Annotated in this window: 25 protein-coding genes; 10 read left to right on the plus strand and 15 right to left on the minus strand. The window is 64.7% G+C overall.

Annotated elements, in window-relative coordinates; all coding sequences use genetic code 11:
- Positions 1-12: 12 nt before the first annotated feature.
- Positions 13-879 carry an ornithine carbamoyltransferase gene (locus QA642_RS26180; RefSeq protein WP_283079419.1) on the plus strand — a complete coding sequence of 289 codons (867 nt, stop codon included), beginning with the start codon at positions 13-15 and terminating at the stop codon, positions 877-879.
- Between the two features lie 362 nt (positions 880-1241).
- Here QA642_RS26180 and argC read toward each other — a convergent pair whose 3' ends face one another.
- Both argC and QA642_RS26190 read right to left on the minus strand, forming a co-directional pair.
- Positions 1242-2225 (minus strand): N-acetyl-gamma-glutamyl-phosphate reductase, encoded by a 984-nt coding sequence (gene argC / locus QA642_RS26185; RefSeq protein ID WP_283079420.1) that lies wholly within the window; start codon positions 2223-2225, stop codon positions 1242-1244.
- Entirely contained in the window at positions 2222-2890 is a 669-nt protein-coding gene (locus QA642_RS26190; protein ID WP_283079421.1) for an FMN-binding negative transcriptional regulator, read from the minus strand. The genes argC and QA642_RS26190 overlap by 4 nt, the downstream gene beginning before the upstream one ends.
- Before the next feature lie 346 nt (positions 2891-3236).
- Between QA642_RS26190 and QA642_RS26195 the strand changes: the two genes are divergently transcribed.
- Positions 3237-4238: an MBL fold metallo-hydrolase gene (locus tag QA642_RS26195; RefSeq protein WP_283079422.1), complete on the plus strand. Its 1002-nt coding sequence runs from the start codon at positions 3237-3239 to the stop codon at positions 4236-4238.
- Between the two features lie 39 nt (positions 4239-4277).
- Here the strand turns inward: QA642_RS26195 and QA642_RS26200 are convergent, their stop codons facing one another.
- Entirely contained in the window at positions 4278-4808 is a 531-nt protein-coding gene (locus QA642_RS26200; RefSeq protein ID WP_283079423.1) for a DedA family protein, read from the minus strand.
- 274 nt (positions 4809-5082) lie between these two features.
- Here QA642_RS26200 and parE point away from each other — a divergent pair, with 274 nt between their 5' ends.
- Entirely contained in the window at positions 5083-7131 is a 2049-nt protein-coding gene (gene parE, locus QA642_RS26205) for a DNA topoisomerase IV subunit B (protein WP_283079424.1), read from the plus strand.
- 395 nt (positions 7132-7526) lie between these two features.
- Positions 7527-8318, plus strand: coding sequence for a porin family protein (locus QA642_RS26210; RefSeq protein ID WP_283079425.1), 792 nt, complete (start codon positions 7527-7529; stop codon positions 8316-8318).
- Between the two features lie 78 nt (positions 8319-8396).
- Here QA642_RS26210 and QA642_RS26215 read toward each other — a convergent pair whose 3' ends face one another.
- Positions 8397-9035 (minus strand): hypothetical protein, encoded by a 639-nt coding sequence (locus QA642_RS26215; protein WP_283079426.1) that lies wholly within the window; start codon positions 9033-9035, stop codon positions 8397-8399.
- 143 nt (positions 9036-9178) lie between these two features.
- Here QA642_RS26215 and QA642_RS26220 point away from each other — a divergent pair, with 143 nt between their 5' ends.
- Positions 9179-9364 (plus strand): hypothetical protein, encoded by a 186-nt coding sequence (locus tag QA642_RS26220; RefSeq protein ID WP_027557870.1) that lies wholly within the window; start codon positions 9179-9181, stop codon positions 9362-9364.
- 21 nt (positions 9365-9385) lie between these two features.
- Positions 9386-10156 carry a glucose 1-dehydrogenase gene (locus QA642_RS26225; RefSeq protein ID WP_283079427.1) on the plus strand — a complete coding sequence of 257 codons (771 nt, stop codon included), beginning with the start codon at positions 9386-9388 and terminating at the stop codon, positions 10154-10156.
- Positions 10157-10271: 115 nt separating this feature from the next.
- Here the strand turns inward: QA642_RS26225 and QA642_RS26230 are convergent, their stop codons facing one another.
- From QA642_RS26230 to QA642_RS26245, 4 genes are all read right to left on the minus strand, one after another.
- Positions 10272-11039, minus strand: coding sequence for an outer membrane beta-barrel protein (locus QA642_RS26230; protein ID WP_283079428.1), 768 nt, complete (start codon positions 11037-11039; stop codon positions 10272-10274).
- A gap of 187 nt (positions 11040-11226) precedes the next feature.
- Positions 11227-12474 carry an FAD-dependent oxidoreductase gene (locus tag QA642_RS26235; protein ID WP_283079429.1) on the minus strand — a complete coding sequence of 416 codons (1248 nt, stop codon included), beginning with the start codon at positions 12472-12474 and terminating at the stop codon, positions 11227-11229.
- 401 nt (positions 12475-12875) lie between these two features.
- Positions 12876-13070 carry a hypothetical protein gene (locus QA642_RS26240; protein ID WP_283079430.1) on the minus strand — a complete coding sequence of 65 codons (195 nt, stop codon included), beginning with the start codon at positions 13068-13070 and terminating at the stop codon, positions 12876-12878.
- A gap of 223 nt (positions 13071-13293) precedes the next feature.
- A complete protein-coding gene (locus QA642_RS26245; RefSeq protein WP_283079431.1) occupies positions 13294-14808 on the minus strand; it encodes a caspase family protein in 1515 nt (504 codons plus the stop codon).
- A 209-nt stretch (positions 14809-15017) separates the two neighbouring features.
- On the opposite strand from QA642_RS26245, the gene QA642_RS26250 reads away from it, so the two are divergent.
- The 4 genes from QA642_RS26250 to fabA all read left to right on the plus strand — a co-directional run bounded on the left by QA642_RS26250 (position 15018) and on the right by fabA (position 19607).
- Positions 15018-15980, plus strand: a complete 963-nt coding sequence (locus QA642_RS26250) for a helix-turn-helix domain-containing protein (RefSeq protein ID WP_283079432.1) — start codon at positions 15018-15020, stop codon at positions 15978-15980.
- A 288-nt stretch (positions 15981-16268) separates the two neighbouring features.
- Positions 16269-17765 (plus strand): DEAD/DEAH box helicase, encoded by a 1497-nt coding sequence (locus QA642_RS26255; protein WP_283079433.1) that lies wholly within the window; start codon positions 16269-16271, stop codon positions 17763-17765.
- Between the two features lie 161 nt (positions 17766-17926).
- Positions 17927-18994, plus strand: a complete 1068-nt coding sequence (locus QA642_RS26260) for a GGDEF domain-containing protein (protein ID WP_092216248.1) — start codon at positions 17927-17929, stop codon at positions 18992-18994.
- Positions 18995-19073: 79 nt separating this feature from the next.
- Positions 19074-19607, plus strand: coding sequence for a bifunctional 3-hydroxydecanoyl-ACP dehydratase/trans-2-decenoyl-ACP isomerase (gene fabA, locus QA642_RS26265; RefSeq protein ID WP_283079434.1), 534 nt, complete (start codon positions 19074-19076; stop codon positions 19605-19607).
- 99 nt (positions 19608-19706) lie between these two features.
- Here fabA and QA642_RS26270 read toward each other — a convergent pair whose 3' ends face one another.
- The 7 genes from QA642_RS26270 to sufB form a co-directional block, all read right to left on the minus strand.
- Positions 19707-20117 (minus strand): TfoX/Sxy family protein, encoded by a 411-nt coding sequence (locus QA642_RS26270; protein ID WP_283079435.1) that lies wholly within the window; start codon positions 20115-20117, stop codon positions 19707-19709.
- A gap of 201 nt (positions 20118-20318) precedes the next feature.
- Positions 20319-20717, minus strand: coding sequence for an iron-sulfur cluster assembly accessory protein (locus QA642_RS26275; protein ID WP_074123211.1), 399 nt, complete (start codon positions 20715-20717; stop codon positions 20319-20321).
- Between the two features lie 49 nt (positions 20718-20766).
- Entirely contained in the window at positions 20767-21138 is a 372-nt protein-coding gene (locus tag QA642_RS26280; protein WP_027557857.1) for an SUF system Fe-S cluster assembly protein, read from the minus strand.
- Positions 21135-22382 (minus strand): cysteine desulfurase, encoded by a 1248-nt coding sequence (locus QA642_RS26285; RefSeq protein WP_283079436.1) that lies wholly within the window; start codon positions 22380-22382, stop codon positions 21135-21137. Before QA642_RS26285 ends, QA642_RS26280 begins: the two co-directional genes overlap by 4 nt.
- Entirely contained in the window at positions 22379-23701 is a 1323-nt protein-coding gene (gene sufD / locus QA642_RS26290; protein WP_283079437.1) for a Fe-S cluster assembly protein SufD, read from the minus strand. The genes QA642_RS26285 and sufD overlap by 4 nt, the downstream gene beginning before the upstream one ends.
- An 11-nt stretch (positions 23702-23712) precedes the next feature.
- On the minus strand, positions 23713-24462 hold the full coding sequence (gene sufC, locus QA642_RS26295; RefSeq protein WP_283079438.1) for a Fe-S cluster assembly ATPase SufC: 750 nt from the start codon (positions 24460-24462) through the stop codon (positions 23713-23715).
- Between the two features lie 61 nt (positions 24463-24523).
- Positions 24524-26020 (minus strand): Fe-S cluster assembly protein SufB, encoded by a 1497-nt coding sequence (gene sufB, locus QA642_RS26300; protein WP_283079439.1) that lies wholly within the window; start codon positions 26018-26020, stop codon positions 24524-24526.
- Between the last annotated feature and the right edge of the window lie 16 nt (positions 26021-26036).

The raw sequence follows: 26036 nt of genomic DNA on the forward strand, positions 1-26036 counted from the left end.
CAACGCGTAGCGATGCATCACGAAGCAAACCGCGACTTTCTCCAGTTCCAGGACCTCGGCGCGGACACGATCAAGTCGATCGTCGACCGCGCACAGGTTTTGGCGGCGGCCTGGCACGACCGCGCGATGCCGCAGACCCTCGCCGGCAAGCGCGTCGGGCTCATCGTCGACGACGGCGGATGGCGTAATACCACCGCCTTCGACCTCGGCATCCAGGCGATGGGCGGCACCTGCGTCCGTTCGCCGGTCAGGTTCAATGCCGCCGAGGCCACTGCGGACCTCGCGAAATATCTCGACGATTGGTTCGATGTCCTGGTCGTGCGCACCCGGGAGCTGTCGGCTCTGCGAGAGCTCGCAGCCAGCGCCGATGCTCCGGTCATCAATGCCAGAACGCGGTCGAACCATCCTTGCGAGACGCTCGGCGATCTCGCCTATGTCAGGAGCAAGAGAGCGCGTCTCGACGATCTCAAGGTCGTCGGCGTGGCGCCCGATGCCAACATCCTGCGGTCCTGGGTTGAAGCCTCGATCGCGCTGCCGATCAAGGTGACCCAGGCCTATCCAGCGGATTGGCACGTCAAGGACCTCGCCAGCCCGAACTTCGCTGCCACAACCGACCTCGACGCCTTGTTCGACGCGGACGTCATCGTCACCGACTGCTGGCCCGACCGTGGGCGCGACGATCAACTGGCGAGCTACCGGATATCGGCCGCGATCCTGGATCGGTGCCGCTCCGACGTGATTTTCCTGCCCTGCCCGCCCGTGACCAGAGGTCAAGAGGTCAGCGCCGATGCGATGTCGCATCCGGCTTGCCAGAGCCCGCCCGCAAAGGCCTATCTCCTGCACGCGCAGAATGCGCTGCTCGAATGGACGGTCGCATAGAGGCCGGGGAAGGCTCGCGGCCAATGCAAGCCGGGTCTTCGAACGTCGGCCAGCGCCGCCGTGTTGCCGAGCCCTCACCGCCAACGGCGCGCTGGCCCCTGTCGGCACGTTCTCGCGCACGGAGATTATCGGCCAGGACGTCGACCTGATCACCGCCCGCATCAACTACCGGTTGGGCGGCCCGATCATCGCGAAGTACTAAGCGCACCAACCTCGTAGTCGTCATGCCCGGGCTTGTCCCGCCTGCGCGGCCGAAGCCGCTTCGGCGAGGCGAAGGCCCGGGCATCCACGTTCTTCCTTGATCGCGGCAACGCGTGGATGGCCGGGACAAGCCCGGCCATGACGCGCGGCACGAGAGCGCCCTACTCTTCCGGCAATCCCAGCATCAGCCGCATGTTCTGCACGGCGGCACCCGAGGCACCCTTGCCGAGATTGTCGAGCCGCGCGACCAGCACCGCCTGGTGGTACTTGTCGCTGGCGAAGACGTAGAGCTCGAGCATGTTGGTCTCGTTGAGCGCCTCCGGCTCGAGCCGGCCGCCCTTGGTCGCCTCGTTCTGGAGCGGCATCACCTTGACGTATTTCGATCCGGCATAGCGCTTGGCCATCGCGGCCTGGAGGTCGGCACCACCAGGCTTGCCCGGCAGCGTGTCGAGCTGGAGCGGGATCGAGACCAGCATGCCCTGCCGGTAGTTGCCGACCGAGGGAATGAAGATCGGCCGCCGCGTCAGGTTCGAATAGAGCTGGAGCTCGGGCAGATGCTTGTGCTCGAAGCCGAGGCCGTAGAGCTCGAAGGACGGAGCGCTGCCATCCTCGAAGCTTGCGATCATCGACTTGCCGCCGCCGGAATAGCCGCTCACCGCGTTGACGGTGACGGGATAATCGGACGGCAGCAGACCTGCGTCGACGATCGGCCGCAGCAGCGCGATGCCCCCGGTCGGATAGCAGCCGGGATTGGAGACCTTGCTCGCGGCCTTGATCTTGCCGGCCTGGTCCGGCGTCAGCTCGGGGAAGCCATAGGCCCAGTCGGGCGCGACCCGGTATGCGGTCGAAGCGTCCAGCACCTTCGGCGCCGAGGCGCCCATGCTGTCGACCAGCGCGACCGTTTCCTTGGCGGCATCGTCGGGCAGGCAGAGGATGACGAGGTCCACCTCCTCCATCAGCGCCTTCTTGGCCGCGGGGTCCTTGCGCTTGTCGTCGGCAATGCTCTTCACCGCGACATCGCTCTGGAGCTTCAGCCGCTCGTTGATGCCGAGGCCGGTGGTGCCGGAGCCGCCGTCGACGAAGACGGTGGCCGGCTTCTTCGTGGCGCCGGCGGTCGGGGCTTTGGTGGTTTCCGTGAGGCTCATGGCGCGCTCCTTTCGAGCATGTTGGTTTCGTTCACGAAGGCCTCCGGCCTCACGTCCTGCATCAATTGTGCGATCTCTCTGGCGTCGGCGGTGGGCTGTGCCCCGAGCGCATTGGCGATCGCCGTATAGTCGGCGTCCGACTTGTGCTGGTTGAGCTTGAAGCTGCCTTCAACCTCTTCAACCGTCATGACCAGACCCACGATCCCCTTCTTCAGCGCCTCAAGCCGGCCCGCCGTCATCTTGGCCGATGTCCAGGGCTTCTTCGGCAGCAGCCAGTTCTCGAACTTGTCGCTGAGCGTATCGATCTGCACCGACAGCTCGTCCTCCGACAACGGACGCACCGGCCCGCTCAGATGCACCGACTGGTACAGCCAAGTCGGCACCTGGTCCGGCGAGACGTACCAGTCCGGCGATACATAGGCATCGGGGCCGTTGACCGCGAGCAGCCAGGACGCACCGCCGCCCGCAAGCTTTAGCAGCGGATTGTGACGGGCGACATGAAAGGCGGCCTTCGGCGTGCCGTCGGCGGCGTAGGTCAGATAGAACGGCAGCGGCGAGGCCACCGGCTTGTGGCCGTCGAAGGCGCACATCGTGCCGAAGCCGCGCTCCTCGGCGAATTTCAGGCTCGCGGCGCGGTCCTGTCTAAAAAAGGGTGGCGTGTACATCGTGGTCTCCTGCTGGGTCTCCTTGGGGGAGCCGCCGGATCAGATCGCGCTGACAGGAGAGAGAGTGCCGCGGATCGGGTCCAGCGGCAAAGACGATGATCTCAAACGCGATCGACCGCCCAAACCGCTAAAGCGCGGCGGCGGCGACGGGCGAACAGGATGGTCGCGGCGTTGATCATGGCGCGCGGCTATAAGGCCACCGGGTTCCATGGTCAAGTCCAAATGCGTGGCGCATCAGGACGGGATGCCGCGGAATTTCCTTTAAGCGTGGGGGTTCCGGAGACAGACCGACACGCCACAGCCTGCCGGTCCTTAGTCTTTCGAAAACCCAGCCCAGGACATCGCCATGACCGAGATTACCCGTCGCGCAACGCTGGCCGGTGCCGCCGCCTCGGCGCTCCTGCCCTTCGTGAAGACCTCGCCCGCGAGCGCCGCCGCGCCCCCGGCCGCGACCCAGAACGCGAGCTTTTACCGCTACAATGTCGGCACCCACCAGATCACCGTGGTCTGCGACGGCGTCGCCACCGTCAACCTGACTGACAATTACGCAGCCGGCGCCAGCAAGGACGACATCAACAAGGTGTTCGCCGAACATCACCTGCCGGCCGACAAGGTCACCCACACCTTCAACCCCGTTGTCGTCAACACCGGACCGAAGCTCGTGGTCATCGACACCGGTCTCGGGCCCGACCAGTTCACGCAGACCAAGGGCAAGCTCGGCCAGTTCCACAACAACCTCGCCGCCGCCAGCATCGACCGTGCGGCGGTCGACACCGTCATCATCTCCCACTTCCACGGCGACCACATCAACGGCTTGCTCGCGGCCGAGAACAAGCCCGCCTTCCCCAATGCCGAGATCATGGTGCCGGCGGCGGAATGGAAATTCTGGATGGACGACGGCGAGATGAGCAAGGGGACGGGCAATCCGATCCTCGAGAGCAACTTCAAGAACATCCGCCGCGTGTTCGACGCGCTCGGCCGCAAGGTGACGCAATACGAGCCCGACAAGGAGGTTGCGCCCGGCATCACCTCGGTGGCGAGCCCCGGCCACACGCCGGGCCACAACTCCTTCATCGTCGCCTCCGGCGCGGAGAAGGTGCTGGTGCAGGTCGACATCACCGCAGGCGCGGCGTTCCTGTTCGTGAGGCATCCCGAATGGAACATCGCCTCCGACGTCGACAAGCCGCTGGCGCAGGAGACGCGGCGCAAGCTCTACGACATGGCGATCGCCGAGAAGATGCCGATCCAGGCCTTTCACGCCGCCTTCCCCGGTCTCGTCCGGGTCGAGAAGGACAAGGACGGCGCAGGCTATCGCTGGATACCGTCGATCTGGAACGCCTCGCTCTAGGCTCGCCGACACGCTGACCGGGCGGCCTTCGCCGTCCGGTCAGATCAGGCTCCAGATCCATTCCATCAGCTTGGCCATCACATCGCCGAACAGCAGCAGCGCCGCCGCCCAGACCAGCGCGGAGATGAAATTGGCGGCCTGAAAGCTCCAATAAGGCATCTCGAAGATGCCGGCTGCGAGCGGCACCGAGGCGCGCAAGGGCCCGAAGAAGCGGCCGATGAAGATGCTCGGCACGCCCCAGCTGCGCACGAAGGCCTCGCCCTTCGGCAAGAGCTCCGGATAGCGCGAGAGCGGCCACATCTGCGCGACCTGCTCCTTGTAGCGATAACCGAACCAGTAAGAGACCCAGTCGCCGAGCGCCGCCCCAAGGCCGCCGGCGATCCAGACCGGATAGAAGCTGATCCCGCTCGCCCCGATCAGCGCGCCGATCGCCACCAGAGCGCCCCAGGCCGGGATCAGCAGCGAGATGAAGGCGAGCGACTCGCCGAAGGCGAGCAGGAACACGATCGGGGCAGCCCAGACCTGGTGAGCGCGCACGAAGTCGGCCAGGGCGTGCGCAAACTGCTCCATTCAAAAATAGCCTTCCCGCCCTGCCTCAAGGTGCTGCTCGATGAAAATGACTGGTAAGCCAAGGGCTTGTGTGACATCAAGTCACAAAACCGGCGCCCAACCGTACCGGAACGTCAAATTGCCGGGAATTACTGGGGCTGCGGCGTAAAATCGCCGGGATTGGCTCCCACCCACACCCCCTTGGCCGGCATGCGGTGACCTCTATAGGTGAGCCGTGGCATAGTCGCCCGAACCGATTCGCCGCCTGCGCGGCCCTCAAAACGCATCAAGATATATGTCCAAGCAGTTGAAAACAAAAGGCAAAGACGATTTGTTTGACGGCAATGAGCCGAAAGCGCGTGCGAGCGCCGCGAAGGCGGCACCGCGCGCGAGCGGTGGCGAGGCCGATTACACCGCCGCCGACATCGAGGTGCTCGAAGGCCTGGAGCCGGTGCGGCGCCGGCCCGGCATGTATATCGGCGGCACCGACGAGAAGGCACTGCATCACCTCTTCGCCGAAGTCATCGACAACTCGATGGACGAGGCGCTGGCGGGACATGCGACCTTCATCGGCGTCGAGCTCAGTGCCGACGGGTTCCTGACCGTCACCGACAACGGCCGCGGCATCCCGATCGATCCGCATCCGAAGTTCCCGAAGAAGTCGGCGCTCGAAGTCATCATGTGCACGCTGCATTCGGGCGGCAAGTTCGACAGCAAGGTCTACGAGACTTCGGGCGGTTTGCACGGCGTCGGCATCTCCGTGGTGAACGCCCTCTCCTCGCGTCTCGAGGTCGAGGTCGCGCGCAGCCAGAAACTCTACCGCATGAGTTTCGAGCGCGGCCATCCCAAGGGCAAGCTCGAGGATCTCGGCAAGATCAACAACCGCCGCGGCACGCGCGTGCGCTTCAAGCCTGATACCGACATCTTCGGCGCCAAGGCCGCGTTCAAGCCGCAGCGCCTGTTCAAGATGACACGCTCCAAGGCCTATCTGTTCGGCGGCGTCGAGATTCGCTGGAACTGCGCACCCGAACTGCTCAAGGGTATCGAGGACGTTCCGGCGGAAGCCACATTCCACTTCCCCGGCGGCCTCAAGGACTATCTCGCCGCCGCGATCCACGCCGACACGCTGGTGCATCCCGACATCTTCTCCGGCAAGTCGGGCCGCAACGGCGCGCATGGCGCCTGCGAATGGGCCGTGGCCTGGACCGCCGATGCCGACGGCTTCCTGTCGTCCTACACCAACACGGTGCCGACACCGGACGGCGGCACGCACGAATCCGGCCTGCGCAGCGCGCTGCTGCGCGGCCTGAAGGATCACGCCGAGCGCGTCGGCCAGGGCAAGCGCGCCTCGTCCATCACGTCGGAAGACGTGATGGTGGGCGCGGCCGTGATGCTCTCGGTGTTCGTGCGCGAGCCGGAATTCCAGGGCCAGACCAAGGATCGTCTTGCCACCGCCGAGGCGCAGCGCATCGTCGAGCAGGCGATGAAGGATCCGTTCGACCATTGGCTGTCGGGCAATCCGAACATGGCCAACCGGCTGCTCGACTTCGTGATCGACCGCGCCGAGGAGCGGCTGCGCCGGCGACAGGAGAAAGAGACCGCGCGGAAAACCGCCGGCAAGAAGCTGCGCCTGCCCGGCAAGCTCGCCGATTGCACCGATGCCGGCACCGAGGGATCCGAGCTCTTCATCGTCGAGGGCGACTCGGCAGGCGGCAGCGCCAAGCAGGCGCGCGACCGCAAGACCCAGGCCGTGCTGCCGCTGCGCGGCAAGATCCTCAACGTCGCCTCCGCCGGCAAGGATAAGCTGACGGCGAATGCGCAGCTCTCCGATCTCGTGCAGGCGATCGGCTGCGGCCAGCTCTTGCATTATCGCGAAGAGGATCTGCGCTATCAGCGCATCATCATCATGACCGACGCCGACGTCGACGGAGCCCACATCGCTTCGCTGCTGATCACTTTCTTCTACCGGCAGATGCCCCGGCTGATCGACGAAGGCCATCTCTTCCTCGCGGTGCCGCCGCTCTACAAGCTGACGCACGGCTCGAAGTCGGTCTACGCCCGCGACGACGCGCACAAGGAAGCGCTGCTCAAAAGCGAGTTCAACGCCAACGCCAAGGTCGAGGTGAACCGCTTCAAAGGCCTCGGCGAGATGATGCCGGCGCAGCTCAAGGAAACCACCATGGATCCGAGCAAGCGGACGCTGCTGAAAGTGGTGCTGCTCGCCGACGACCGCGATACCACGGCGGATTCGGTGGAGCGCCTGATGGGCACCAAGGCCGAGGCGCGCTTCGCCTTCATCTCCGACAAGGCCGAATTCGCCAGCGAAGAGCTGCTGGACGTCTGAGGCAGGCTCCGATGCGCTGCAAAAGCCCCGGCCATCGGCCGGGGCTTTTTTGTTGCAGCCAGGCCTCAGAGTTCCCGCGAGAGCGCGACTCGGTCAACGACTCAGGGGTCGCCGAGGGCTGAGGCAGGGCTGCCTCCATTTCGGACAAGGGCGATGTGCTAACGAAAACTTACTCCAGGCACGAAGTCCAAAACATGACATAAAGCTTTATGATTGCTTCGTTTTTCAAGTTTCTGCCAATCGCGTTTCAAAACCCGATCGAAGGGTGTTTTCCGGCGACTGTGCCTGTGCAGCAACAGCATTTCCGGGAGAACCGTCTATAGTCCGGGCATCAGATGACACGGACTTCAGTGCGCTCGCGCCTGCTGCGACAGACAAAGGTTGGGGATTTTAACATGAAGAAGATTTTGCTCGCTCTGACCGCTGTTGCGGCAATGACCGGTTCGGCCTCGGCGGCCGACCTGGCTGCCCGCCCCTACGTGAAGGCCCCGGTTGCGGCGCCCGTCGCCAACTGGACCGGCTTCTACATCTTCGGCGGCGGCGGCGGCGGCCTCTCGAACTCCGACCAGCGCGTCCAGACCACGGTCGGCGCCGTTCCGCTGACGATTGATCAGCGCCAGGGCGGTTCGGGCTGGTTCGGCACCGTCGGCCTCGGCTACGACTGGCAGTTCAACAGCACCTGGGTTGCCGGCGTGTTCGCCGATGGTCAGTTCGGCAGCATCCGCGGCACGGTGCAGGATCCGCTCCTGTTCGGTGGCATCACCGGCAGCCAGAAGCTGGAAGACTCCTGGGCCGCTGGCGTGCGCCTCGGCTGGCTGGTTGCTCCGAACGTTCTCACCTATGTCAACGGCGGCTACTCCGGCGCTCACTTCGGCAGCACGAACTTCCTGACGCTGGCTGGTGTCCCCGCGGGTGTTCATCTCAATGGTTACAACCGCAACGGCTGGTTCGTCGGCGGTGGCGTCGAGAACAGCCTGAACTTCTTCGGCATCTCCTCGCCCGGCTGGTTCATGAAGACCGAGTACCGTTCGGCCTTCTACAATGCCAAGACCCAGGACATCCTGTCGGACGTCAGCAATCTTCCGGTCGGTGGTCAGAGCATCCGCGCCAACAGCTGGAACCAGACGATCTCGACCTCGCTGGTCTATCGCTTCAACTGGACCGGTCCGGTCGTCGCCAAGTACTGAGCGACCAAGTACTGATCCGAACGCAAGTTCAGACGTCAAAGCCCCGGCATCGCCCGGGGCTTTTTCGTTGCGTGTGCATCACCGGCTGACGCTCGCCTTGAGCGATCGGTACGCCTCTCCAAGCCGCCCTTCGATCGTGGCCCAATCCGCCACCGCGATCCCCTCGCCGCGCGAATCGCGAAACGCCATCGCCTCCGCCCGCGCGATGCCGAACTGCTGGATGCCGGAATCGTCCTCGCTCTTGCCGTAGGTCAGCGCGGTGACGCGGGCGATGGTGAGGCCATAGTCGCGCGGCGCTACCGCCTCGCGCCGCGCCTGCCACCAGTCGAGCTCGAGCCGCGCGGCCTCGGCCACGTCGAATGCCACGGGCGCGGCTGGCGCAAGATCACGGTAATACGCCACGAGGGCCGGCAGGACCGCATCGGCCTCCCGGCGCGAGTGCGTCGGCTGGAACATTTTGGCTGCCTCGGCCGCGCTGAAGGCGACGTGCAGGCTGCGCAGCGGCGAGAAGCCGAACTGCGTCCGCGTCGATTCGTAGAGATGGTAGAACAGCGCGCCATAGCGCTTGTCGTAATAGTCGCGCCACATCGCGGTCTCCAGCCGCGCCATCTCGGCCGGATCGAAAGCGCGCAGATCCGCCCGGCGCGGAACCGCGGCATAGGCCTCGACCAACACGAGGGCGATCGCCCCACCGAGGACCATCTTCCGCCGCGACATGCATCCTCCCTCCCGGCCGCGTTGCGTCCGCGGCCATTGTATCCGAACCGAAGCTACGGCTAGTCTGGCGGGAAGTTTTCGCGGCCCGCGGCAATCGTTCATGCCGTGCGCCGCGACAGAAGCAGACCGATGGGGAGGAATGCATGCGCAGATTTCTGCTTGTCGCAGGCCTGTTTGCCCTCGCCGTCGGGCTGCTCTGGATCGGCCAGGGCACGGGCACCGTTCCCTGGCCGCGATCGAGCTTCATGGTCAACCAGTTGCAATGGGCCGGCTATGGCGCCGCCATGGCCGGCTTCGGGCTGGTGCTGATCTGGCAGAGCAACCAATAGAAGAAACCAGGGAATACAAGCATGACATCCAACCGGTTCGATCTTCGCGGCAAGGTCGCGATCGTGACGGGAGGCAATGGTGGCATCGGCCTCGGCCTCGCCCACGGCTTGGCCGACGCCGGCGCCGACATAGCCGTCGTCGGACGCAACGAGACCAAGTCAGCCGCAGCCGTCGCCGATCTCAGGGCGCGCGGCGTGAAGGCAATCGCCGTCGCCACCGACGTGACCGACAAGGCGGCGGTCGCTGCCATGATCGACCGCGTCGTCAAGGAATTCGGCCGGATCGACATCCTCATCAACAATGCCGGCATGAGCATCCGCAAGCCGCCGCACGAGCTCGAGCTCGACGAGTGGAACAAGGTAATCGACACCAACCTCACCAGCGCCTTCGTGTGCTCGAAGCTCGCCTATCCCGCGCTGAAGGCATCCGGCAACGGCAAGGTGATCAACATCGGTTCAATGATGTCGATCTTCGGCGCGAGCTTCGCGACCGCCTATGCGGCGAGCAAGGGCGGCATCGTGCAGTACACCCGCGCCTGCGCCAATGCCTGGGCGCCCGACAACATCCAGGTCAACGCCATCCTGCCAGGCTGGATCGATACCGACCTCACCCGCGGCGCGCGGCAGCAGGTCTCGGGGCTGCACGAACGGGTGCTGGCACGTACGCCCGCGGGGCGCTGGGGCGACATCGACGACTTCGCCGGAATCGCTGTGTTCCTCGCCTCCCCCGCCTCGAACTTCGTCACGGGCACCGCGATCCCCGTCGACGGCGGGTTCTCGGTGATGGCGTAAGCCTGTCCCACACGCAGGATAACTGCACGCAAAAAAGAAGCCCCGGCAATGCCGGGGCTTTTGAATTTGGGTCGTGATCGTTTTTTGTCGCTTGCTTGGTCGTTCGTTGACGCGCTCAGTAGCGCGCGATGACCGGGGCGTCGAACTTGTAGCTCGCGCGCACGACGGCCCACTGGATGTCGCGCGGCTTGGCATCGAAGGTGTAGTTCCCCGAGGTGCCGCCGAGCTGATAGGTCTGGCCGCCGAAGGCCGCGTAATTGTATTCGAGGCCGACGATCCAGTTGCGGGTGATGCCATATTCCCAGCCGGCGCCGACGGTCCAGCCGTTGGCCCAGTGGGTCTGACCGCCCGAGCCCGTCGCCGGGGGAACGGTGTCGCTGACGTTGAGACGGTTGTTCACGCCGGCATAGCCGCCCTTGATGTAGAACAGGTTGTTCTGCACGGCGAAGCCGGCGCGGCCCACGACCGTCGCGAGCGCGTTGGCGCGCCAAGTGAAGATGTCGTCGCCAGCACCGAAGGCGGTGTTCACGACCGTGCCCTTGTTATCGAGGCCGGAGATCGTGCCTTCCATGCCGAACACGTAGTTGTTGGCCTGCCAGTTGTAGCCGATCTGGGCGCCGCCCATGATGCCCGAACCGCGCTGACGATAACCCTGTCCCGGAAGGAGATCGCCGAACGGCGCGCCGGTCCCGTTGTTGATGAACTGCTCGTTGGTCCAGGCGCCACCGATGTGGCCGCCGACATAGAAGCCGGTCCAGTTGAACAGCGGCTCGACATAGGCGGGCGCCTTCGTGTAGCGCGCACCGAGATCGGCGGCGGAGGCGGCGCCGGTCGAAACCAGAGCGGTCGTGCAGGCGAAGGCGGCAATCAATTTGTTACGCATGGTACACCCCGTGTCCCCGTGTCCTTTGATGGGTGCACGCTCACACGCAGGTCTTACTCAAATTTGAATCAAGAAAGTTAAGACGCCGGATTGGCATACAGCGCATCGTGAATCCGTTTGCGCTGTTGCACGCACGCAACGCGCCGCGCGCGATTTAACGCGGCATTATCCCTACCGCCTGCTTGCATTACGGTGCCGGCGCGGCCTTCGGCTGCACATGCTCGGGCCGCACGCCGATCGCCAGGAAGCGCGCGGGGATGCCTTGCAGCCACGGCACCGCGGTGAGGACGCGCAGGACCAGCGGCACCTTCAGCGGCCGATCGCCGCTCTGCAACGCGCCGCTGATGATGTTGTTCTGCACGATGACCTGCATCGCCTGCGTCATCCGCACCGGAAACGCGCGCCGGCGCCGCACCGCATCGAGTTCATCCTCGGAGGGGCGGCCGCGCTGAAGCTTGTCGGCGAGCAGGTTTGCGGTCGCGACCGCGTCCTGCACGGCGAGATTGACGCCGACGCCGCCGACAGGCGACATCGCATGTGCGGCATCGCCGATGCAGAGCAATCCGGGCCGCGTCCAGCGGCTCAGGCGATTGATTGCGACGGTGAGAAGCTTGAGGTCGTCAAAACTCTTCACGTCGGCGATGCCGGACCTGAGGATCGGCGCCATACGCACGACGTCGTCGAGCAGCGCCTGCAATCCCCTCGCCTTCACCACCTCATATTGCCCCTTGGCGATGACATAGGCGCATTGCCAATAGTCGCCGCGGTCGAAGGTGACCATCATCTTGCCGGGCTCGATGCGCGCGAACAGGTTCTCGGTCTCGCTCGCCCTGCGGCCGACACGGAACCACAGCACGTCCATTGGCGCGCCGATCTCCTCGACCTCGAGACCCGCGCGCTCGCGCACCGTCGAATGCCGGCCATCGCAGGCGATGGTGAGATCGGCCTCGATGTCGATCGGCCCATCCGGCGTGTTCGCGCGCACGCCCGCAATGGTGTCGCCGCGGCGGATCAGGTCGACGGCTTCCGTATTCATCATCACCTTGAGCGATGCGAACCGCTTGCCGGCCTCGCGCAGGAAATTGAGGAAGTCCCATTGCGGCATGAAGGCGATGAAGGGATATTTCGTGTCGAGCCGGCGGAGATCGGCGATGCGCACCTTTGTGCCGCCGAACAGGCCGTCCATCTTCTGCAAGCGTTGATGCGGCAGCTTCAGGAAGTCGTCGATCAGACCGAGTTCGTCCATCACCTGGAGCGTCGAGGGATGCACCGTGTCGCCGCGAAAGTCGCGGAAGAAATCGGCATGCTTCTCCAGCACCGCGACGTCGATGCCGGCGCGTCCGAGCAGATAGCCCAGCATCATGCCGGCCGGCCCGCCGCCGACGATGCAGCATTGGACTTTTGTCGTTCGGTTCGGTGCTTGATCCGATGTCATTGTTGCCACAACGTGCGCTGTCGCTCGGAGATGAGCTAAGCTTAGCTCAGTTCAGCTCGACCGCAGTCGCAATTCGAGGTCACCTGAGGCTTGCGGCCTCGGTCGATGGGCCGCCGAAGGTCGGGTTCCACCAGCCCTAGCGCGGGCTCGATCCACAAGGAACCTCTTGGAGCCGTAGCCATACGGATTTTCCCGCTATCCGGACTTGCCTAAGATTCGACTTAAATCATTGGCGAGATCATAAGTTGTATCGCCATAAAAGATCGCGTCGCTCAATGAACGCGGCATTCGAACGAACCAGGTGGGGAAATGCCAATGGCCGAGGCGTTGCAGATCAATTTCGCATTGTGGGGCATGATCGTCTGCGCGGCGATCAAGATCAGTCAGTTCCTGGCGGTAGGTTAGCCGAACACCATCCAGCTGATCGCGGCAAGCGCAGCGCGGGTGATGACGTAGAGCCAGCAGATCATCGCGGCGCCGACTGCGGTTAGATAGGCGCCAGCAAAGGCACGCTCGCGCATCGGCGTCTTGCTGCCAGCGAATTTCTCGGCGTCGATGTCCGCGCCCAAGCTGGCCTGATTAGCTGTATCCGACATGTCTCACCTCCGGCGACGGAGTATGGCGCAGGAATGTTGCGTCCAGCCGACAGCAACGTGGAAAGCGCGGGGGCGGTAGCCTGGCAAAAGCGAGATGCCCTGAAATATCTGGCGCGCATTCCGCTGCCGGAACTTGCAAAAAACATAACCTTGCAGGTTCTTCCCAGCCCCGCCACCATTCTAAGGTCCCGCGCGTCACGACGCGGCCGATGGTCGGGCGGCGCTAATTGTTGCTGCGGTTCGCGGTGCGAAAACTCTTGATCTCCGAGACGCTGCCGTCGCGATAGGTCAGCTCCACCGAAACGAACTGCGTGGCGGGGGCGAGCTTCATGTAGAGCGGCATGCCGGCGCTGATCGCGCTGGGGTCACGCATGTCGCAATTCGGCATCTTCAGCACCTGATTGGGCACGGCGGTGTCGATGCCGATGCGCACCTCGCGGATGGCGCAGCGATACGAGACCAGATGCGTGTAGTAGACCAGCAGCCCGTTGAACTCGCGGAACGACAGCCAGCTCGTCGAGGTCATGTCGAGGATCTTGCGCTGGTCGCGGATCAGCGCGGCCTCGGGATCGAACTTGATCGGGAACGGGCCCTGCATGTCGCCGGATTGGTCGACATAGCGGACCTCGATGGTGCCAGCCTGCGCATCCGGCGGCAGCTCGATCGAGGGGTTCGGCATCCGCTTGCGCGTGCGCGGATCGAGCGTGTCGATGAAGCCGGTCTCGCGGAAATCGCCCTTGCCGGCCATCCGCCAGGAAATGCCGAGCGTCGGATCGGCGAAGGAGAACACCACGCTCCAGCCGCCATTGTGGCGCGAGAAGCTCGCGATCGGCGCGTTGGTGGTTTCCTCCTTCGGCAGGCGCGGCACCGACACCGGCGGCAGCGCGGCGACCTTCTGCGGCGGCTGCTCGGCGGGGCGCGCGGCGGCGTCCTTGGCCAAGCCGCTGAGGAAAACGTCGTCGACCATCTGGTCGAAATAAACCGGCACCTGCTTGTGCCTGACGGTGTCGGCCATCTCGCTGACCAGGCGGCGGGTGCGCTGAGCCACCTGCACGAGGTTCTCGCCGGGCTGGAGCAGCTCCTTGGCGAAGGTGCGCGTGAACACCGAGTTGGGGTTGGCGTCGTCGTTGGACAGACGGTCGAGCGCGGTCTGGCGGGGACCTGCCGAGAACACCGAGAACACGCCTTCGGGCAGCTGCGTCATCGGCGCCAGCCCGCCGCCGCCGGCGACAGCGCGTGTGCCGGCGCGTTCGAACGGATTGTTGCGGCAAGCGTCGAACACCAGGATCGAGGTGCGCGCTTTCTTGTTCTGGAGCCGCTCGACGATGCGGTCGGCGAGGACGGAAGCGTCGCGCACCAGCTCTTCCTGACCTTCGGTCGCCGCCGGCACGTCGGTCGGCAGCAGATAGTTCTGGCCCGCGATCTCGAAGCCGTGGCCAGCGTAGAAGAAGAACGCGGTGTCGCCAGGCTCGATCGCCCGGTCGAAGGCGAGCAGCGTCTCGGAGAATTGCTGACGGTTCTGGTTCTCGGCGACCATCACCTGGAAGCCGAGCTGCTTCAAGGTGTCGCCCATGGTGCGGGCGTCGTTGACGGCCTTGAGCAGCTTCGGGACGTTGCGGTAGTCGTTGTTGCCGACGACGAGCGCGACGCGCTTCTCGGCATGTGCGGGCAGCGCGACGCCGCCAAGGCTCATCACCAGACCAAAGGCTGCCAGAATTCTGAAAAGCCGACGCGTCATCGAGTAAATCCCGTTGCAGAACGGCCGGTCCCCAGCTCCCTCGAACGGTCGTTCATTGAAGCCTCCGCCGCTGATGTGATAGTCGGCCGAGCCATACCGGCGGTTCAAGGGCGCCCGGCTTCGAGCGCCCCGGTTCCGTCATCTGGCCTATGGCAGATTCGGCCGGAATCTGCTTTTTCTAGGGCGTCGCGCTGCAAGCGGGGGCTGCCGTGTATCGCTGGTGTACTGACGAAGTCGAACCGCATGACCGCTTCGACTATTGGCGCGAGGTGCGGGCCAAGGGATTGTTCGGCGTCACCGCCGAGCTCGAGCGCGAACGGCGTGCGGACTTCTTCGGCGAATTCTCGCTGCGCCAGCTCGGCGGCGCCGGCCTCGTCGAGCTGAAGGCCTCGCCCTACACGGTCGAGCGCAGCGCATCCGACATCGCCTACGCCCCTGGCGATTCCATCTGCGTCTACCAGCAACTCGGCAGCGGCGGCTGGTTCGGCGGCATGCGCGCCAGCGAGTTCGCGATTGCCAATGGCAGCTTCGCCACCAGCCATACCGACCTGCCCTACCGCACCACGCCGCTCGGCACCGGAGGCTTCCACCTGCGAATCGTGAAGATCCCGATGAGCAGCATCCCGGCCCAGGACAGGCGCATGCGCGAGCTCGCGCCGAAGACCTTCAACGACCACGCTTTGGCGCCCTTGCTCGCGGCCTGCTTCACCGATCTCGGCGAGGCCGCCACGGACGAGAGCGCGACCGACGCGACCTCCCTCGTCCAGGCCCTCGCGCATCTGGCACTGATCGAGCGTGGCATCGTGCGGTCCGGCAGCCGCCGCGGACAGGCCGCGCTGCGAACCGCCCGCCTCTCGCAGGCGCGGCACCTGATCGCGCGCCATCTGCAAAACCCCGATCTGACGCCGGCCATGGTGTCCGACCAGCTCGGCGTGTCTGTACGCCACCTGCATATGCTGTTCGAGGCCGCCGAGAAGAGCTTCTCGCAGACCGTGACCGACGAGCGTCTGAAGCAGAGCCGCCGCCTGATGCGCGAGGCGCCGGAACGGCTGATCGCCGACATCGCGACCTCCTGCGGCTTCGAGAGCCTTGCGACCTATTACCGGGTCTTCAACGCCGCCTACGGCATGGCTCCGGGCGACTTCCGGGCCCAGGGGGCGGAGGGGCGCTAAGCGCGGGTCCTGGCGGTTCCGGCCTGGGCGGAAAACCCCAGACGCACCCGGTATTTGGCTAAAAACCTCAGGTTTTTTAGGGTCTTCCCGCGCCCGCTCCATTGACTTTGGCTGATTCCTGCCTATGTTCCGGGGCGACGCGGCTCAGGTCGAAGACCGATTCCTGATCCTGGCGCTTTGTTCGCGTGAGTCAGCACCCCCAGCTTCTTTGAGAGCGCGCCGTTTCGGGGTGGAGCGCGACAGCCTTATTACCCTCGATTCCGAACGGCGGTTTCGACCAGAGGCTCAATGTCCTTTTCAAATCTCGGACTGTCCGAAAAAGTCCTCGCCGCAGTGGCGGCCACCGGTTACACCAACCCCACCCCCATTCAGGAACAGGCGATCCCCCACGTCCTCGCACGCAAGGACGTGCTCGGCATCGCCCAGACCGGCACCGGCAAGACCGCGGCCTTCGTGCTGCCGATGCTCACCATCCTCGAAAAGGGCCGTGCCCGGGCGCGCATGCCGCGCACGCTGATCCTGGAGCCGACCCGCGAACTCGCGGCGCAGGTGAAGGAAAACTTCGACCGCTACGGCGCCGGCCAGAAACTCAACGTTGCGCTGCTGATCGGCGGCGTCTCGTTCGGCGACCAGGATGCCAAGCTGATGCGCGGCGTCGACGTGCTGATCGCCACCCCCGGCCGCCTGCTCGACCACACCGAGCGCGGCGGCCTGCTGCTCACCGGCGTCGAGCTGCTCGTCATCGACGAAGCCGACCGCATGCTGGACATGGGCTTCATTCCCGACATCGAGCGCATCTGCAAGCTCGTCCCCTTCACGCGGCAGACCCTGTTCTTCACCGCGACCATGCCGCCGGAAATCCGGCGCATCACCGAGGCCTTCCTGCACAATCCGCAGAAGGTCGAAGTCTCCCGCCCCGCCACCACCGCCGTGACAGTGACGCAGGCCCAGGTGCCCGCTGGGCGCGAGGCGCATGAGAAGCGCGAGCTGCTCCGCCGCCTGCTGCGTGAGGCCAAGGACCTCAAGAACGCGATCATCTTCTGCAATCGCAAGCGCGAGGTTGCGATCGTTCACAAATCGCTCCAGAAGCACGGCTTCAGTGTCGGCGCGCTGCACGGCGACATGGACCAGCCGGCCCGCATGGCCGCACTCGACCAGTTCCGCAAGGGCGAGCTGCCGCTGCTCGTCGCCTCCGACGTCGCGGCGCGCGGCCTCGACATTCCCGAGGTCAGCCACGTCTTCAATTTCGACGTCCCCCACCACGCCGACGATTATGTTCACCGCATCGGCCGCACCGGCCGCGCCGGCCGCACCGGCACCGCGATCTCGATCGTGACGCCGCTCGACCAGAAGTCGATGGCCGCGATCGAGAAGCTGATCGGCCAGAGCATTCCGCGCGCCGAAGGCGACTACGAAGTGCATGCGGACTCGGGCGAGCAGAGCGAGCGTCCGCGCGGACGGGAACGCGAACGTTCACGCGGCGGCCGCGGCAAGCCGCAACGCGGTGGCCGCGATCGTGAGCGCAGCCACGAGCCGCGCGAGGCGCGTGGCGAGGCACGGCACGCCTCCGAAGCACGGCATTCCCCCGAACCGCGAAACGGATCCGAGCCGAGGCATGCGCCCGAGCCGCGCCGCGGTTCGCGCCAACAGGCCCCGACCTCGCATGTGCCGTCGATCGGCCGGCCCGAGCCGCGCCGCCAGCGCGAGGTCGACACCGAGCCGGGCGATCACTCGCATCTTCCGGCATTCCTGTTGCGGCCGGTTCGCTCGCCCGCCGGCGCTTGAGGCGCGATGCTTCAGGTTGGTTGAGACAGACGTCTACACACTTTTTCAGATGCATTCGTGAACGTAGATTTACGGGTCGTTCACGATCGTCCGTTAGCCTACGAACATAATTTAAGCATTGCAGCGATCGGCGGCGTACCGATCGCCGTGGGGAATGTTCCGTGGTCAAGGTGCTCGACGAACACGAACGCACGATGGCGTTCGCCGAGGTAGCGCTCGGTCAGATCCGATCGCTTCGGCAGACGGCAATCCCACGCAATTACGAGATCTGGTACGTCTATGCCACCGGCTACAACGCGCCGCTCAACAAGATCATCAACGAGACGCTGGCGCGCAACGGCAAGCTGACCGAAGCCGATCTCGAGCAGATCTACGAGACCTATCTCTCCCACATCAAGACCACTGACCGCATCGACAAGGTCGGCGCGCGCGTCATCGGCGAGATCGACGACGTGATGAAGGTCCTGGGCGAAGCGCTCGGGATGACCGGCTCCTACGACGCCAGCCTGTCGGGCGCGACCGCGAAGCTGGCTTCGGCCAAGAACCGCGACCAGATCAAGGCGATCGTCGAGACGCTGCTGCGCTCGACCAGCGAGATGCGCGAGACCAACAAGGCGCTGGAAGACCGGCTGACGCTGTCGAAGAACGAGATCAGCAACCTCCAGCAGAGCCTGGAAGCGATCCGCGCCGAGAGCCTGACCGATCCGCTCACGGGTCTCGGCAACCGCAAATATTTCGACCGCATGATCGGCATGGCCGTGCAGAGCGCGCTGGCGAGCGGCGAGCCGCTGTCGCTGCTGCTGTTCGACATCGACCATTTCAAGTCGTTCAACGATTCCTACGGCCATCTCACCGGTGACCAGGTGCTGCGGCTGGTCGGGCTGTCCTTGAAGCAGACCATCAAGGGCCAGGACATCACCGCGCGCTATGGCGGCGAGGAATTCGCGGTCGTGCTGCCCAACACGGCGCTGCGCCAGGCCCTCACCGTGGCCGATCACATCCGCCGCGCGGTGATGGCGAAGGAATTGAAGAAGAAGTCCACCGGCGAGATCCTCGGCCGCGTCACGATCTCCGTCGGCGTCTCCATGCTCAAGGAAGGCGACGACACCGACGCGCTGATCGAGCGCGCGGATGCCTGCCTCTACGCAGCCAAGCGCAACGGCCGCAATCGCGTGATCTGCGAAGCCGATCCGGAGTTCGCGGTCGAGAGCCACAGCCGCGTGGCCTGAGGCGGCTCGTCGCGCGCTTGACTTTCCAATCTGCCGAACGACATCTTCCTCGCTGCCTGAGCATCGAGGATTTGTCGTCGTGCCCAACAATCCGCATGACTTTCACACGCCGCAGCCGTCCTACACCAAGGACGAGCTGCTGAGATCGAGCGAAGGCGGCTATTTCGGTCCGGGCAACGCGCAACTGCCGGCTCCGCCGATGCTCATGATGGACCGCATCACCGAGATCAGCCTGGACGGCGGCACATACGGCAAGGGCCACATCGTCGGCGAGCTCGACATCGTCCCGGGCCACTGGTTCTTCGACTGCCACTATTGCGGTGATGCGATGATGCCGGGAAGTCTCGGCCTGGACGCGATGTGGCAGATGATCGGCTATTGGCTCGGCTGGTCGGGCTCACCGGGAAAGGGCCGCGCCATCGGGGTCGGCGAAGTCGAGGTCACGGGCGCCGTCACGCCGCAGACGCGCTCCGTGCGCTACGAGGTCGCCATGCGCATGGTCCGGCGCGGCAAGCTGGTGCTGGGCATTGCCGATGGCCGTGTGCTCGCCGACGGCGTCTGCGTCTTCGTGGCGAAGGATATGCGGGTTGGTTTGACGAAAGCCGTTGACTGAGCCTCTGCTCTCGTAGGGTGGGCAAAGGCGCGCAAGCGCCGTGCCCACGATCCTTCCTCGCGACGATCCCACCCGTGGGCACGCTTCGCTTTGCCCACCCTACCGCACCGCCTTCTTGGCTGCCTTCCTGGCCGGCCGTTTCTTCGCAACAGTCTTCTTCACCACCGCCTTCTTCCCCTTCGGCCGCTTCTTCACCTTGGCGCGCTGGGCCGCGGCGAGCGCCGCCCTTGCCCATTGTGCAAGCTCGGCGGAATCGTCGAACAGGCGCGCCGGCAGCTCCCAATAGGAGTTGACCGTCACGGTCTTGGCGCGGGTCGAGTACTGGAACGGCTTTGATCCCTCGGCCTCAAACTCCGGAATGGTCACCTCGTCGGCGCGGAAGAACAGGCCGGCGCGCAAGGACAGCGCGAAATTGGTGCCGTCGGCGGAAATGCCGTAGCCGGAAAACATCTTTCGGATGGTGACGGGGCCGAAATCGGCGAACAGGTCGATCAGGAATTCGCGGTCCATGGCCCAGCTCTCTCCCCGAGGTCGTCCCCGCCTAGTGCGCAATTGCGCACGGGGAGCGGGGACCCATACTCCGAGGCAGGAGTTTAGCGAAGACTGGAAGTTACGCCACGCGGTACGGACACCTCCCACGATTGAGGCATCACGCCGTATGGGTCCTGGCTTTCGCCAGGACGACGCCTGAGTAAAACGCGAAAGCCGGGCTTACCCGTCGATCTTCGCCGGGCGCAGCTCGACCGACTCGCCGCAGCCGCAGGCAGAGATCTGGTTGGGGTTGTTGAAGACGAACTGGGCCTGCATCTTGTCGGCCTTGTAGTCCATCTCGGTGCCGAGCAGGAACAGCACAGCCTTGGGGTCGACCAGGATCTTGACGCCCTTGTCCTCGACCACCTCGTCGGTCGGGCGGATCTCATGGGCGTATTCGACCGTGTAGGACTGGCCGGCGCAGCCGCCGTTCTTCACGCCGACGCGCAAGCCCACGATCTCGGAATCGGCGCGCTGGGTCAGCTCGGTGATGCGCTGGGCAGCGGCATCGGTCAGTCGCATCACCTGCGGGCGGGGCCGCCGGGGCTTGGGTGTCGAAGCTGGTGTCGCCTGGGTCATGTTATTTATGTGGTCCGTTGCGGAGCGAATTCAATGCGAGCCGAGACCGTCACCACATGTTGAGCACGAGGCGCGCCTCGTCGCTCATGCGTTCGGGCGACCAGGCCGGCTCCCAGACCACCTTGACGTCGACCACGCCGACGCCAGGGACGCTGGCAACCGCGTTCTCAACCATGGTCGGCAGCTCGCCGGCGGCCGGGCAGTTCGGCGTCGTCAGCGTCATCAGCACGTCGACCGAGCGGTCGTCCTTGATCTCGACCTTGTAGATCAGGCCGAGCTCGTAGATGTCGGCCGGGATTTCCGGATCGAACACGGTCTTGAGGCCGGCGATGATCTCGGTGGTCAGGCGCTCGGTCTCCTCCGGCGGCAGCGCCGAGAGGGTCTCCATCGGATTGGCTTTGATTTCGGCCGTGTCACTCATGCGAACAAATCCCGCGCCTTGAGCAGCGCCTGTGCCAGATGATCGACTTCTTCCCGCGTATTATACATGCCGAACGAGGCCCGGCAGGTGGCAGTCACATTGAACCGCTCTAAAAGCGGCATCACGCAATGGGTGCCGGCCCGCACCGCGATGCCCTGGCGGTCGATCACGGTCGCGACGTCATGGGCGTGTGCGCCCTTGAGCTCGAACGAGATCACCGGGCCCTTGCCGCGGGCCGTTCCGATCAGCCGCAGCGAATTGATCTCGCGCAGCTTCTCCTGGGCGTAGGCAGTCAGGTCGGCTTCGTGCGCGGCGATGCGCTCCTTGCCGATCGAATTGACGTAATCGATGGCGGCGCCAAGCCCGACGGCCTCGACGATCGCGGGCGTACCCGCCTCGAACTTGTGCGGGGGATCGCCATAGGTGACGACATCACGCGAGACCTCGCGGATCATCTCGCCACCACCATTGTAAGGGCGCATCGCGACGAGGTGGTCGTACTTGGCCCAGAGCACGCCGATGCCGGTCGGCCCGTAAACCTTGTGGCCCGTGAAGACGTAGAAGTCGCAGCCGAGATCCTGGACGTCGACGGGCAGATGCACCGCACCCTGGCTGCCGTCGACCAGCACGGGAATGCCGCGCGCGTGGGCGATTTTGACGACGTCCTTGATCGGCACGATGGTGCCGAGCGCATTCGACATCTGCGTGATCGCGACCAGCTTGGTCTTCGACGTCAGCAGCTTCTCGAACTCGTCGATGAGGAAATTGCCCTCGTCGTCGACCGGCGCCCACTTGATCACGGCACCTTGCCGCTCCCTGAGGAAATGCCAGGGAACGATGTTGGAGTGGTGCTCCATGATCGAAAGGACGATCTCGTCGCCGTCCTTGATGTTCGGGCCACCCCACGACGACGCCACCAGATTGATCGCCTCGGTCGCGTTGCGGGTGAAGATCACTTCCTCAGTCCGGGACGCGTTGATGAACTGCGCCACCTTGGCGCGGCCGCCCTCATAGGCTTCGGTCGCAGCGTTGGCCAGGTAGTGCAGGCCACGATGCACGTTGGCGTATTCGCTCGTATAGGCCTGCGTCATGCGGTCGAGCACGGACTTCGGCTTCTGCGCCGAGGCCGCGTTGTCGAGATAGACCAGCTTCTTGCCGTAGACCTGCATGGCCAGCGCCGGAAAGTCCTCGCGCACGCGCGCAACGTCATAGGCGCCGTTCTTGACTGCGGGATGGGTGCTCATGACCGCCGCTCCAGCCAGCGCTCGGCGATGCCGATCACGTGCTCACGCAATCCGTCATCGGCGATCTGCTCGATCGCCTCACCGACGAAGGCCTGGATCAGCAGCGCCTGGGCCTGCTTCTCCGGCAGGCCGCGGGCCTTCAGATAGAACAGCAGGCTGTCGTCCAGCGCGCCGGCGGTCGCGCCGTGGCCGCAGGAGACATCGTCGGCAAAGATCTCGAGCTCGGGCTTGTTGTCGGCCTCGGCTTCGTCCGAGAGCAGCAGTGCGCGAGTCATCATCTTGCCGTCGGTCTTCTGCGCGTCGGGACGAACGATGATGCGGCCCTGGAACACCGAATGGGCGCGATCGTCGATCACGGCACGGAAGACCTCGCGGCTGACGCAGTTCGGCACGGCATGATCAACCACCAGCGTGGTGTCGCCATGTTCGGTCTTCTGCAACAGGTTCACGCCATTGGCGGAGAGCTCGCTGCCCTCGCCTGCCAGCGTGATGAAGCCCTGCAGGCGGCTGACGGCCGCGCCTGTGGTCATGTTGAAGAAATTCAGCTTCACATTCGCACCGACCGTGACGAACTGCGAGGTCACGTTCACCGCATCAGGCGCATCGTCCATCAGGCGGATATGCGCGACGTCGGCGTCATCGCCGATCCAGAGGATCACCGCATCGTTGACCTGATAGCTGCTCGCCTTCCCGGCTGCGACGAAGCTCTCGACGACTGTGGCGCGCACGCCTTTGCCGATCCGCAGATGCGAGCGGGTGAACGCGGACGCACCGGCCGCAGTCGCGATGTGGATGACCTGGATAGGCGCAGACAGCTGCGTACCGTCGGCCACCGAGACCACGACGCCATCCGTCGCCATGGCCGCATTGAGCGAGATCACGGCATCGGTCGCGGCAGTCTGGAGGAGGTCACCGGCCGCAGGATTGGCCTCGTTCGCCAGGACCTCGCGCAACGTCTTGAGGCTCACTTCGGACGCGAGCGCCTTGACGTCGGAGAGATCGGCAATAAACACGCCATCGACCAGCACCAACTTGCGGGCGCCCGCGATCGCGTGCGCCTTCACAGCCTCGGCGGCACCTTTCAGCGCAGCCGCATCGGGGCTGGCCGCCAGCGGCAGCACCTCGCCGACCAGCGCGCGCAGATCGGTGTATTTCCACTCCTCGATCCGGCGATGCGGCAGGCCGAGACGCTCATAGGTCTCGAACGCCTCGCGGCGCACCGCAACGACCGCCGGCGAACCCGGCAAGCGGCCTTCGGCGCTGGCGAAGAGATCGCTCACCGCACGGCCGTTCCCGGTCTTTGCCACAGCAACGTTCATCACAAAAATCCTTACGCGTCCTCGAACTGGGCGTAGCCGGACGCCTCCAGCTCCAGCGCCAGATCCTTGGCACCGCTCTTCACGACCCGACCGCGCGACATCACGTGCACGAAATCAGGCACGATGTAGTTCAGAAGCCGCTGATAGTGGGTGATGACGACCATCGCGCGCCCCGGCGAGCGCAGCGCGTTGACGCCGTCGGCGGCGATGCGCAGCGCGTCGATGTCGAGGCCGGAATCCATCTCGTCGAGGATGCACAGGCTCGGCTCGAACAGCGCCATCTGAAGCACCTCGTTGCGCTTCTTCTCGCCGCCGGAGAAGCCGACATTGACGCCGCGCTTGAGCATGTCCTGCGGGATGTTCAGCGACTTCGAGACCTCGCGCACCTTCTTCAGGAAGTCCGGGGTGGAATATTCGCTCTCGCCGCGCGCCTTGCGCTGAGCATTCAGCGCGGTGCGCAGGAAGGTCATGGTGGCGACACCGGGGATTTCGACCGGATACTGGAACGCCAGGAAAACGCCCTTGGCGGCGCGTTCCTCGGGAGCCATCTCCAGGAGATCCTCGCCCTTGAACAGGATCTGGCCGTCGGTGACCTCGTAGCCGGGCTTGCCGGCGATGACGTGCGAGAGCGTCGACTTGCCGGAGCCGTTCGGCCCCATGATCGCGTGCACCTCGCCCTCGTTCACGGTCAGCGTCAGCCCGTGGAGGATCTCACGCTCCTCGACACGAACCTTGAGGTCTTTCACTTCAAGCAAAGCCATCTTGGTATCCAGTCTATTCAATTGATTTTGGAGCGCCGCAGCGCGCCGCGAGGATCGGCGATCAGCCGACCGACCCTTCAAGCGAGATCGAGATCAGCTTCTGCGCTTCCACCGCGAATTCCATCGGCAGTTGCTGCAGCACGTCCTTGACGAAGCCGTTGACGACGAGGCCGACGGCCTCTTCCTGCGAAAGGCCGCGCTGGATGCAGTAGAACAGCACGTCCTCGGAGATCTTCGAGGTCGTTGCTTCGTGCTCGAACGTTGCCGACGAGTTCTTGGCCTCGATGTACGGCACGGTGTGCGCGCCGCATTTGTCGCCGATCAGCAGCGAATCGCAGGCGGTGAAGTTGCGCGCGCCAGTCGCTTTCCGGTGCGCGGTGACGAGACCGCGATAGGTGTTCTGCGACTTGCCCGCCGCGATGCCCTTGGAGATGATGCGGCTCGACGTGTTCTTGCCGAGATGGATCATCTTGGTGCCCGAATCGACCTGCTGGAAGCCGTTCGAGATCGCGATCGAGTAGAACTCGCCGCTCGAATTGTTGCCACGCAGGATACAGCTCGGGTACTTCCAGGTGATCGCCGAGCCGGTTTCGACCTGGGTCCAGGAGATCTTGGAACGATCACCGCGGCAGTCGCCACGCTTGGTGACGAAGTTGTAGATGCCGCCCTTGCCTTCCGAATTGCCCGGATACCAGTTCTGCACCGTCGAATATTTGATCTCGGCGTCATCAAGCGCGACGAGTTCGACCACGGCGGCGTGCAGCTGATTCTCGTCGCGCTGCGGCGCGGTGCAGCCTTCGAGATAGGAGACGTAGGAGCCCTTGTCGGCGATGATCAGCGTGCGCTCGAACTGGCCGGTGTTGCGCTCGTTGATGCGGAAATAGGTCGACAGCTCCATCGGGCAGCGCACGCCCGGCGGCACGTAGACGAACGAGCCGTCGGAGAACACCGCCGAGTTCAGCGTTGCGTAGAAATTGTCCGAGGTCGGAACCACGGAGCCGAGATATTTCTGCACCAGCTCGGGATGCTCGCGGATCGCCTCCGAGATCGGCATGAAGATCACGCCGGCCTTCTTCAGCTCCGCCTTGAACGTGGTCGCAACCGAGACCGAATCGAAGACCGCGTCGACCGCGATCTTGCGGCGGGCGGGATCTTCCTCGCCCACCTTGGGCTCGACGCCTTCGAGCATGGCGACTTCCCGCAAGGGGATGCCGAGCTTCTCGTAGGTCTTCAGGATCTCCGGATCGATCTCGTCGAGCGAGGTCACCGTCTTCTTCGGCTTCGGCGCCGCGTAATAGTAGATGTCCTGGAAGTCGATCCTGGGATACTCGACGCGCGCCCAGGTCGGCTCGGTCATGGTCAGCCAGCGCCGATAGGCCTCCAGCCGCCACTGGAGCATCCAGGCGGGCTCGTTCTTTTTCTGCGAGATGAATTTTACGATCTCTTCCGACAGCCCCTTGGGAGCCTTCTCGGAGTCGATCAGGGTCTCAAACCCATAACGATACTGGTCGACGTCGATGCGCTTCACGCGCTCGACCGTCTCTTGTACGGCTGGCATTCCATCCTCCGCTCGC

This window comes from Bradyrhizobium sp. CB2312, from assembly GCF_029714425.1.
GTDB lineage: Bacteria > Pseudomonadota > Alphaproteobacteria > Rhizobiales > Xanthobacteraceae > Bradyrhizobium.

Excerpts from the sequence above, each read along its gene's own strand:
- QA642_RS26180 (WP_283079419.1), top strand. The coding sequence starts at position 13 with ATGCATCACGAAGCAAACCGCGACTTTCTCCAGTTCCAGGACCTCGGC.
- argC (WP_283079420.1), bottom strand. The coding sequence starts at position 2,225 with ATGAGCCTCACGGAAACCACCAAAGCCCCGACCGCCGGCGCCACGAAG.
- QA642_RS26190 (WP_283079421.1), bottom strand. The coding sequence starts at position 2,890 with ATGTACACGCCACCCTTTTTTAGACAGGACCGCGCCGCGAGCCTGAAA.
- QA642_RS26195 (WP_283079422.1), top strand. The coding sequence starts at position 3,237 with ATGACCGAGATTACCCGTCGCGCAACGCTGGCCGGTGCCGCCGCCTCG.
- QA642_RS26200 (WP_283079423.1), bottom strand. The coding sequence starts at position 4,808 with ATGGAGCAGTTTGCGCACGCCCTGGCCGACTTCGTGCGCGCTCACCAG.
- parE (WP_283079424.1), top strand. The coding sequence starts at position 5,083 with ATGTCCAAGCAGTTGAAAACAAAAGGCAAAGACGATTTGTTTGACGGC.
- QA642_RS26210 (WP_283079425.1), top strand. The coding sequence starts at position 7,527 with ATGAAGAAGATTTTGCTCGCTCTGACCGCTGTTGCGGCAATGACCGGT.
- QA642_RS26215 (WP_283079426.1), bottom strand. The coding sequence starts at position 9,035 with ATGTCGCGGCGGAAGATGGTCCTCGGTGGGGCGATCGCCCTCGTGTTG.
- QA642_RS26220 (WP_027557870.1), top strand. The coding sequence starts at position 9,179 with ATGCGCAGATTTCTGCTTGTCGCAGGCCTGTTTGCCCTCGCCGTCGGG.
- QA642_RS26225 (WP_283079427.1), top strand. The coding sequence starts at position 9,386 with ATGACATCCAACCGGTTCGATCTTCGCGGCAAGGTCGCGATCGTGACG.
- QA642_RS26230 (WP_283079428.1), bottom strand. The coding sequence starts at position 11,039 with ATGCGTAACAAATTGATTGCCGCCTTCGCCTGCACGACCGCTCTGGTT.
- QA642_RS26235 (WP_283079429.1), bottom strand. The coding sequence starts at position 12,474 with ATGACATCGGATCAAGCACCGAACCGAACGACAAAAGTCCAATGCTGC.
- QA642_RS26240 (WP_283079430.1), bottom strand. The coding sequence starts at position 13,070 with ATGTCGGATACAGCTAATCAGGCCAGCTTGGGCGCGGACATCGACGCC.
- QA642_RS26245 (WP_283079431.1), bottom strand. The coding sequence starts at position 14,808 with ATGACGCGTCGGCTTTTCAGAATTCTGGCAGCCTTTGGTCTGGTGATG.
- QA642_RS26255 (WP_283079433.1), top strand. The coding sequence starts at position 16,269 with ATGTCCTTTTCAAATCTCGGACTGTCCGAAAAAGTCCTCGCCGCAGTG.
- QA642_RS26270 (WP_283079435.1), bottom strand. The coding sequence starts at position 20,117 with ATGGACCGCGAATTCCTGATCGACCTGTTCGCCGATTTCGGCCCCGTC.
- QA642_RS26275 (WP_074123211.1), bottom strand. The coding sequence starts at position 20,717 with ATGACCCAGGCGACACCAGCTTCGACACCCAAGCCCCGGCGGCCCCGC.
- QA642_RS26280 (WP_027557857.1), bottom strand. The coding sequence starts at position 21,138 with ATGAGTGACACGGCCGAAATCAAAGCCAATCCGATGGAGACCCTCTCG.
- QA642_RS26285 (WP_283079436.1), bottom strand. The coding sequence starts at position 22,382 with ATGAGCACCCATCCCGCAGTCAAGAACGGCGCCTATGACGTTGCGCGC.
- sufD (WP_283079437.1), bottom strand. The coding sequence starts at position 23,701 with ATGAACGTTGCTGTGGCAAAGACCGGGAACGGCCGTGCGGTGAGCGAT.
- sufC (WP_283079438.1), bottom strand. The coding sequence starts at position 24,462 with ATGGCTTTGCTTGAAGTGAAAGACCTCAAGGTTCGTGTCGAGGAGCGT.
- sufB (WP_283079439.1), bottom strand. The coding sequence starts at position 26,020 with ATGCCAGCCGTACAAGAGACGGTCGAGCGCGTGAAGCGCATCGACGTC.